Genomic DNA, 5929 nt, shown 5'->3' with positions numbered 1-5929 from the left:
CTGCAGGATGGACTGCGCCAATACATTCACTACTACAATCATGACCGCATCAAGCTCAAACTAAAAGGGCTGAGTCCCGTGCAATACAGGACTCAGCCCTTTCCGGCCTAGCCATCAACCGTCCAACTTCTGGGGGTCAGTTCACATCCGCCCTGGCTCTTTTCATTTCTGGCGGAGCAAGACGTCGCCACTCACAGAGACTATCCGTTTATGCCCTTCAATAACGAGGAACCAATGCATACCGCCGTCATCATTCCGATGAGGCCGAGGCTACCGCTATTTCAACTCGGACAGATCGTGGCAACACGCAGCGTACTGACGCACCTCGAACGGGAAGGCACCACAGCCGATCCGTACTTGGACCGTCACGTGCGGGGTGATTGGGGAGACGTTCCACCGGAAGATGCAGCAGCAAACCGGCACGCCGTACAGAACGGGGCTCGCGTTATCTCGGCGTATCGGATCGCTGGCGAGAAGGTGTGGGTCATCACAGAAGCCGACCGCAGTTTCACCACATTACTGTTCCCGAGTGAGTATTAGATGCGACTTCCCTCAGGCAAGCATGCCCTAGCTAGCCCGATTATCTAAGTGAGATGGAAGCCAGCCGACAACGGCAACCTGCCCCTCGTCATCCCAAAAAAAATAGAGTCTAAAGCCATATCGCCGATCTCTAGAGTTGCGGCCTTTAAGATGCCGATCTAGCGCTCTGCGACTGTCACCGTACTGGATCGAATAAAGGTCCGGCGCGTACTTGACACCGTCACCGGTCAGGCTATCTTCGAGTTCAAGATCCTGCAAAGCCGCCTCATAGGCCTTGCGTCTCTCAGAAGTACCCTCGACCCGCATCGGCACATAGTAGTCGCGCAACAGCAACAGAACACGGTAGATAAATTGCGGGTCGTAGTAGTTGGACTTCCTAGCGCCTTGGAATGCACGATTAGACACCTCAACTGTCCCGGCCAGATTTTCATGACACCAATCTTCGAAGGTATCCAGCGTCTCCGGAATCGGTACATCTGCTTGACCTGATGACTCATTAAGCCGCTGTTGAAGTGCCCGAATTCGGTATAAGCGCTCGAGCGCCTGTGCCTTTGCCGCGTTTGCAGCCTGCATCGCCGCTTCGCGCTCATCATCGGCCACTACAAGAAGACCGTCGGATTGCTCCCGTTGCTCCTTCAGCGCTTTGCGCAGTCGATCATTTTCCTCCTCGAAAAGCTTGAGGAGTTCAGAATCCGACCCCCCAGCGGTCTTGAGTTGGCGACGGTCAACTTCCGCAGCGTATTGCCGAACACTATYGAATGATGGAAGACGCTCTTCGCGAGCTGGTCCGCGAATGGAACTACCCAGAACCTGATTTGTAATCCATCGCTCGAATGCCGCGGGTCCCTCACTGTCCCATTCAGAAATCCGATTCGGCAGTATAAGAGGATGATTTGACGGCTGAGCGGTCCATGCCTGAAAGCCCGGTCGATATATTCTCGCTGCTCGCCTAAAGACAGATAGCTCCCGCCCAACGCTATCTGTAAGAAAAAAACTAGCTGGCCCCGTAATAACGAACACATGGGCTGCCCCGATGGTTGCGTCATACACCGCCTTTGCGGAAGCTGCGGCTTCCGTCGGATCGCTCACCCCATCTGGCAATGCGAATACAATGACGTCTGCTTGCCTTTGCGGGTTTTCTAGAAGTTGGACGAGGCTATTCACCTCTTTCTCGGAAGAGATTAGTGTCGGACCGGCTCCCAACACTCTGCCATCGAGCTCGGCGGGCCCTGCCGTCAGGATCGCCCGAGCAAACCCAGGAATCGATCTGTCAAACGGCAGATCCGCCCCACGCGTTACACATAGAAGTCTGGCACCAAAGAGGACATCGCCGTTTGAGTCAGCGCCAACGCCTATCTCAGTTACCCAGGTGCGAAGAGGCACTGACTTGTCCGCGTCATCAAGCCTGGCCGCCCAATACTGGGGGGCATAGAGACTGACTGCTGCAGCCCTCTGCGCTCCAATATCCGAGAGTTCGAACGACTCTCGTTGCCAAGCCGAAGTAGGAAGAGCTCTACCCGCCCGCCGGTTCATCCATCGCAAGATTTGATCGATTGTGGAAGCGAATCGATCCTTCCCATCGGTGGGCTTCAGACGAAGTGTGATCTGACTAATCGGGCGAATAAGGGATTGCCCTTCACGCAATTTGGCAGCCACCGGAGCCAACTGCTCTTTGAAGTCCCTCGATTGCTGGATCATGATCTCTTTTTTCTGTGCTTGGATTGAGTATGACATTCTCGTCGATAACTCCGACGACCCAGGTCGCGCCGACTCATAACAGACCGGCACTGATCTGTTTCAATCGTACAGGATTATCTTCCACGTACCGCGCCGTCATCGCGACGGRTGCATGACCCATCAGCGTCGAAACAGCCTTGATGTCTACACCTTTTTCGATCAACGTGGTGGCGAACGTCCGGCGCCCCGAATGACTGGAAGCTCCCTGCAATCGTGCTTGCTCGTACAGTCGATGAAAGAGCTGCTGCAATGTGTTGGGCGTAAACCCTGAGCCCTTCTGTGACCGGAACAACGGCGACTCATAGTTGAACAAGATTCCATCCTCTTCCCGTCGCTCGTCGAGGTATTCGCGGATCGCAGCGGCAACACGTTGGTTGGTCAGGAAAACGTGACGCTGCTTCCGCCCCTCGGTCATCGAGCCATCCAGGTTGATGTCTTCCAACAACACACCATCCGGGTCGAGCACATTCTTGATCTTGAGCGCCGCCATCTCTTTCGCACGCAGGCCAAGGCCGAACGAACAATAGAGCAGCGCGACATTGCGTTTGGCGTGGGCGTATTTCTTCACCGTGTTGACAGCTCGCTTGAACTCAGCTTCGGACAGGACCTTTGCCTTCCCTTCGCGCATCCGGGCACCTCGGAATGTTTATTTAATGTTCGCCTATCGAACTTTATAAACATTCTATCCAACGGGTTGGGCTTCGTACACTGCCGGGATGGCTTCAGGGTTCGGAATGTTTACTAGATGTATTTAGTAAATGTTCCATGGGCGATCGGTCGGATTGAATGACAGGCCCTGAGGCCAGCCGCCCAGGACGCCGCCAGGAACATTACTTCTAGGCTTGCCAAGGAACTCCATTAAGCCCCGGGCTTACGTCGTCCAGGCGGCATAAGCCACAGAGGCTCACGGAGCCTCTCGACCGCTACGCCGACTTTTCGAGTGCGCTACGCAACTGTGCTAACGTAGCTTCGGTTGTCCTCTCGCGCAGCTCTCACACAAAGTCAAAGAAAACAGATGCGCTTCCTGCTCGACACGAACGTMCTGATTCCACTTGAAGACTCTGCCTTGCCATTGCGGTCCAATCTGGCGAACTTCGTTAGGTTGGCACACGCGCACGGCCATTCTTTGGTTTACCACCCAGCCTCCGAAGAAGACATCGCAGAGGACAAGAATTTGGTGCGTCGCGACCAAACTCTTCAGCGGTTGAAGCAGTATTCACGGTTAGAACTTCGACCCCAATGCCCTTGGAATGACGCCAGCACCCGGCGAAACGACGCCGTCGACAACGAAATTCTCTACGCTCTGTCACTACACGCCGCCGCCGCGCTCGTTACAGAGGACCGGGGAATTCACGACAAGGCGAAGGCGCGTGGGCTTGTTGATCGTGTATACACGATCCAGACGGCCGAAGATCTTTTACTACGACTGCACGAGAGCGTTAGTGTCCGACTGCCGAATATCGACGATGTCCCGCTCTACAGTCTTACGCCGGTGCTAGATAGCCCCTTCTTCGACAGCCTGCGAGAAGGCTACTCTCCCTTCAATCAATGGTTCCAAAACAAGGCCGAGGAAGGTCGGCATGCATGGGTTCATTGGCACCAACCCGGTGAACTTGGAGGCATTTGCATTTACGCACGGCAGGACAATGAACGAATCACCAATGATTTTGCGATAGATGGGACGGGCCTCAAGCTGGCAACATTCAAGGTTGGGGAAACGAGTCGCGGCAGGAAAGTAGGGGAACTCTTTCTCAAGGCCGCGTTTCAATATGCCTCGACCAATCGCATTCAAAACATCTTCATCCATGGGGACGAGGACCGGCACTACTTTCTCTTCGAGCTGCTAGTTGATTTTGGATTCGAACGTGTCGGATTCCATCCAGGTAGTGACGGCCGCGATGCCGTTTATCTGAAAAAGCATCCCATTGTTGCGCCCGACGACGCACGACCACCCTTCGAATACTTGCGCGCCTATTTCCCACACTTCCGCTCCGACGCGTCCGTAGAAAAATATGTCGTACCAATCCAACCTCAGTATCACGAAATTCTGTTCCCGGATTTTCGGGGCACCGTTAACACTCAGGAAAGATTGTTCGAGCAAGATAATCAAGCGGGAAATGCTATCAAGATGGCATATCTTTGTCGCGCGCAAACCAAGTCAATCAAACCTGGCGACCTATTGTTCTTCTATCGGTCGGAGGACGAACGCGCGCTGACGAGCATAGGTGTTGTGGAGAGCTACGAAACGCTTCTCGACGCCGAGTCCATAGTTGCCCGCGTGAAGCGCCGGACCGTCTACACGCTCGGTGAGATCGAGGACATGGCGACAAAACCAACCAAGGTGATCTTGTTCCGATTCGTACGTCACCTTCCTCGAACATTGAGCCTTGAGACGCTACTGTCGAACCAAGTGCTCAACGGGAAACCACAGAGCATTACGAAGATTACACATGAAAGATTTGAAACCATCAATTCGCTTTGCGGATGACATAGCTCTTATTTCTATTCATCCGGGATACGTCGAAAAAATTATTGCGGGTGAGAAGAACGTGGAGTTTCGCCGCCGCTGGCCAAATCGAATCATCGGCACGCTGGTCGTCTATGCCACATCGCCAGTGAAACGCCTTGCTGTGATCGTCGAGATCACCGAAGTCGTAAGAGCAAGCAAGACGGCTCTTTGGAGGATTTCGTCGGATGAGGGAGGCGGCATAAGCCGACAGCGCCTCTTCGACTATCTAGATGGGAAGGCATTGGGTGTTGCATTAAAGCTCGGGAGGCGGCTACCGCTGGAAGGTGGTCTCTTACCGAATGAGGTCTTCGGGGCTCCGTTTCATGCTCCTCAGTCGTACCGATATTTGACTGAAGACGAGAAGATTGCGTTACGGCGATGCGTGGAGGGGATGGGATGAAAGTTGTCTTCGTAGGAGGTGTTCACGGCGTCGGGAAGACCACGGCTTGTGAACAAGTTTCGCGAGCGTACGGGTGCATACATATTTCTGCAAGCGACCTCATTCGTCGAGAGCGTGCCGACGCTATTGCTGCAAATGAGAAGCAGGTCAACGACATCGATGGGAATCAAGAACTGTTGGTACGAGGTTTCCGACGCTTTCGGGATTCGTACGACGGCCGATGCATTCTTTTGGACGGTCACTTCGCACTACGAGATGGTATTGGCGATATTCAACGTCTTCCCTTAAAGGTGTTCCGTGCCTTGGCTCCCGACCACCTGATTTGCTTTGAGGACGAGCCCGCAGCAATCGCGGACAGGATGAGGCAGCGCGACCTTAGCAAGGTGGAGGTTGATCTGGTGTCATCGCTCCAGCATCAAGAGCTCTTGCATGCGGGTGATGTAGCGTTGGACCTCGAAATTCCATTGACCGTACTGCATGCCTTCGACGTTTCGGGCCTTCAACAGCTTGTATCGTCGCCGTCGAACCTCTGAAGGCGATTCAAACTCGCCGTTAGCATGCTGCCCAAATAATTCTGTACTCGGGTTCAGCTAACTCCTGTTGGTTAGGCGGAAGCGTTCCACCTTCCAGCGGAATCATTGTCGTAACGCCTCTCAGCTGTAGGATGGATATGAGTCGCTGCTGGCACTCGATGATCTCGATCGCATTTTCATTGTCGCCGGGATGTGGCCGGTTGCTGAGGG

Annotated in this window: 7 protein-coding genes; 4 read left to right on the top strand and 3 right to left on the bottom strand. The window is 54.0% G+C overall.

From position 1 onward, the window contains the following. Positions 1-111: IS3 family transposase (locus AB4Z27_RS28360; protein WP_284454490.1), on the top strand; the 111-nt coding region annotated here is incomplete at its 5' end. A gap of 456 nt (positions 112-567) precedes the next feature. Here the strand turns inward: AB4Z27_RS28360 and AB4Z27_RS28355 are convergent. Together AB4Z27_RS28355 and AB4Z27_RS28350 are read right to left on the bottom strand one after the other, a co-directional pair. After that, entirely contained in the window at positions 568-2274 is a 1707-nt protein-coding gene (locus tag AB4Z27_RS28355; protein WP_441645890.1) for a hypothetical protein, read from the bottom strand. 37 nt (positions 2275-2311) lie between these two features. Then, on the bottom strand, positions 2312-2905 hold the full coding sequence (locus AB4Z27_RS28350; protein ID WP_441645889.1) for a tyrosine-type recombinase/integrase: 594 nt from the start codon (positions 2903-2905) through the stop codon (positions 2312-2314). A gap of 387 nt (positions 2906-3292) precedes the next feature. On the opposite strand from AB4Z27_RS28350, the gene AB4Z27_RS28345 reads away from it, so the two are divergent. Genes AB4Z27_RS28345 through AB4Z27_RS28335 form a run of 3 tightly spaced genes read left to right on the top strand, consistent with a single transcriptional unit; the run spans position 3293 to position 5719 of the window. Then, positions 3293-4765 (top strand): EVE domain-containing protein, encoded by a 1473-nt coding sequence (locus AB4Z27_RS28345; RefSeq protein WP_441645888.1) that lies wholly within the window; start codon positions 3293-3295, stop codon positions 4763-4765. Then, a complete protein-coding gene (locus AB4Z27_RS28340; protein WP_441645887.1) occupies positions 4728-5186 on the top strand; it encodes an ASCH domain-containing protein in 459 nt (152 codons plus the stop codon). The genes AB4Z27_RS28345 and AB4Z27_RS28340 overlap by 38 nt, the downstream gene beginning before the upstream one ends. Next, positions 5183-5719, top strand: coding sequence for an ATP-binding protein (locus AB4Z27_RS28335; protein ID WP_441645886.1), 537 nt, complete (start codon positions 5183-5185; stop codon positions 5717-5719). Before AB4Z27_RS28340 ends, AB4Z27_RS28335 begins: the two co-directional genes overlap by 4 nt. A gap of 19 nt (positions 5720-5738) precedes the next feature. Here AB4Z27_RS28335 and AB4Z27_RS28330 read toward each other — a convergent pair. Beyond that, positions 5739-5929, bottom strand: a 191-nt coding sequence (locus AB4Z27_RS28330; RefSeq protein ID WP_441645885.1) for a hypothetical protein, incomplete at its 5' end; no start/stop codon positions are given.

Source organism: Cupriavidus sp. KB_39, assembly GCF_052114485.1.
In the GTDB taxonomy this organism is placed as follows: domain Bacteria; phylum Pseudomonadota; class Gammaproteobacteria; order Burkholderiales; family Burkholderiaceae; genus Cupriavidus.
Note: the sequence above shows the minus strand (reverse complement) of the source record. Positions and strands in the feature narration are given on the sequence as shown.

Excerpts from the sequence above, each read along its gene's own strand:
- AB4Z27_RS28340 (WP_441645887.1), top strand. The coding sequence starts at position 4,728 with ATGAAAGATTTGAAACCATCAATTCGCTTTGCGGATGACATAGCTCTT.
- AB4Z27_RS28335 (WP_441645886.1), top strand. The coding sequence starts at position 5,183 with ATGAAAGTTGTCTTCGTAGGAGGTGTTCACGGCGTCGGGAAGACCACG.